Source organism: Peribacillus sp. P4_C12 (genome assembly GCF_056402095.1).
Genome location: NZ_JBFUIB010000524.1, coordinates 1 through 2,430 on the forward strand (window position 1 = coordinate 1; position 2,430 = coordinate 2,430).

1 protein-coding gene and 1 pseudogene are annotated in these 2,430 nt (G+C 33.8%); one reads left to right on the plus strand and one right to left on the minus strand.

Annotated elements, in window-relative coordinates; genetic code table 11:
* Positions 1-514: 514 nt before the first annotated feature.
* Positions 515-1,749, plus strand: a pseudogene (locus tag AC1DUW_RS25910) (IS110 family RNA-guided transposase).
* A 463-nt stretch (positions 1,750-2,212) separates the two neighbouring features.
* Here AC1DUW_RS25910 and AC1DUW_RS25915 read toward each other — a convergent pair.
* The coding region (locus tag AC1DUW_RS25915) for a helix-turn-helix domain-containing protein (protein WP_407946254.1) at positions 2,213-2,430 on the minus strand (218 nt) is incomplete at its 5' end.

Here is a 2,430-nt window from a genome sequence, read left to right on the forward strand (position 1 = left end):
AATAAAACCTCTCACTCTCTAATTTAAATTTCACCTTAATTCTGTTGTTTTATGTATAGTTTAAATTATATGAATCTTACTTCGATATTACATGAATCTTATAATGCTATGATATACCAAAAACAAATAATAAAAGTTTTATACATAACAAAATACAATTTCTTGCAATGCTATTATTATTGCTTTTCATTCTACTTTTAAATGACCATGAATTTTATATAGATGTTCTAATCCAAAAAAAACCTTATATCACTAACCTGCCCCTTTCGTATTATAAAGTCAGCCAGTTATTTCTGGTTGAACAATTTTTATATCGATATATGATAACGGTAGCCGGGGTAGAACGTACCTGCCCGTGGGGCTTAAGATCCTGTTAACTAAACAGTTCGCCCCCTACTTGCTTAAACATGATTTGGCTGGTTGGGACCAAGATCTCGTATAACAAGCGAAGCTATGATACTGTAAGAAGGATTAGGGGTTACCGGCAATACTATGTTTTTGGAGGAGATAAAAAATGAATCCAGTGGTTAGTCTGGATGTAGCTAAAGGTGAAAGTCAGGTTCAAGCGTTCTTGGATAAAAAGAAGCCTTATCAAGGTAGTTTTAAAGTTACGCATACCATTGAAGGACTAGAAACACTATTTCAGTTTCTGAGAGAACTAGAAAATAAAACGGGGATCAAACCTCCGATTGTATTGGAATCCACGGGGCATTATCATACGCCCGTTGTACAGTATTTTGAGGAGAGAGGTTACTTATTAATTGTCGTTAACCCACTCATTTCTTATCGTGCGAAGAGCTCAAGTTTACGCAAAGTAAAGACATATATAATTGATGCACGTCACCTCTGCGAGCTGTACTATAAAGAGGATTTAGAGCCTTATAAAAAACGAGGGATACAACTCTTAAATCTTCGTAATCTTTCAAGACAACACGAAAATATAACAGGGATCTATGTACAAACAAAACTACAGTTCCAGGCTGTTCTTGACCAAGTATTTCCAGAATATAGAGGGGTTTTTGGAGATTTGTATTCAGTTGTTTCTTTGCTTACTCTATTAGAATTCCCTACTTCTGAAGACATATTAGCAGTCGGTGAAGAAACTGTAGCAAATAGGATTAATGAACTTTGTCCAAGTCGTTCTAAAAAGTGGGCGAATACACAGGCAGAGAAACTTACGGCTGCCTCAGCTCGAAACCCTTTTCAGAGAACCTTATATCAGAGTCACATTTTAAGCCTTGAAATGTATATAAAAATGCTTATAGAATACCAAAAGCACCTATCCAAGTTTGAAGACGAGATAAATGCTTTGGCAAAAGAAATTGAAGAATATAAGATTATCCAATCCATCCCTGGAATCGGCGAAAAAATCGCTGCAACGATTATTTCTGAAATTGGAAAGATTGATCGGTTTAATCACCCTAAAAAACTAGTGGCATTTGCCGGAATTGATCCAAGTATCTTTGAATCAGGTAAATTTAAAGCACAGTAAATCGGATTACCAAAAGAGGTTCTGGCAGACTACGACACRCCTTGTAYATGGCYGTTAAATGTGCCATTCGTGATTGTCGCAAGAAGAAAAYGACAGATGAAATCATCCCTCGKAACAAGMGATTACGAGAGTTTTATGATAAGAAACGTGAAGAAGGAAAGCCCTTTAAAGTAGCTGTGATAGCATGTGCCAATAAGCTTATACATTGGATTTATGCACTATTACAAAATAACACGATTTTCCAATATCTAGCCTAGTTCAAAAGTATAACTAAATAGTACAAAACTTTCCAAATACAGTTCATTGGAAGGTTATTTGGCATGCACAAATTTAGTATAGCATGAAATATTTTAAGTTTTCATTGAAAAATGTTGACTAACTATTAGCTGGTTTAGTTGATTAAGGAAACTTTAATAATCAAACAGTTATATGTAAAAACTTAGTTACCATAATGGATTTTATCAGAAGCAAAAAAGCCTTTACGAATATTCTTCATAAAAGCTTTTTGTTTAAAACTCTACAGCTCGTTAAAATCTTTCTTTACACTCCATAATATCTTTTTTAAGTCTTCATAAAACGCCATTGTCAAAAAACCTAAAATAGTGATACCGATAGAATAGGAGCCTAAGTCAATAAAAAGTCCAAAACATACGAATATAATACCTATATAGAAGCCAGGACCTGTAAGATCATTTTCCTTTTTTTTATMCTCATCAATACTTATTTTTTTTGAAATGTACGATCATTTTTAATCAGTTCATCTAATGTAATCTCATAAAGTTCGCTTAACTTTATAAGATTCTCAATATCAGGATATCCCTTATTGTTCTCCCACTTATAAACTGCCTGTCTAGATACATTCATTTCTTGAGCTAGTTCTTCTCTAGACATGTTCTTTTGTTCTCTTAACTTTTGCAAGTGTTCTCCCAATTCCATAT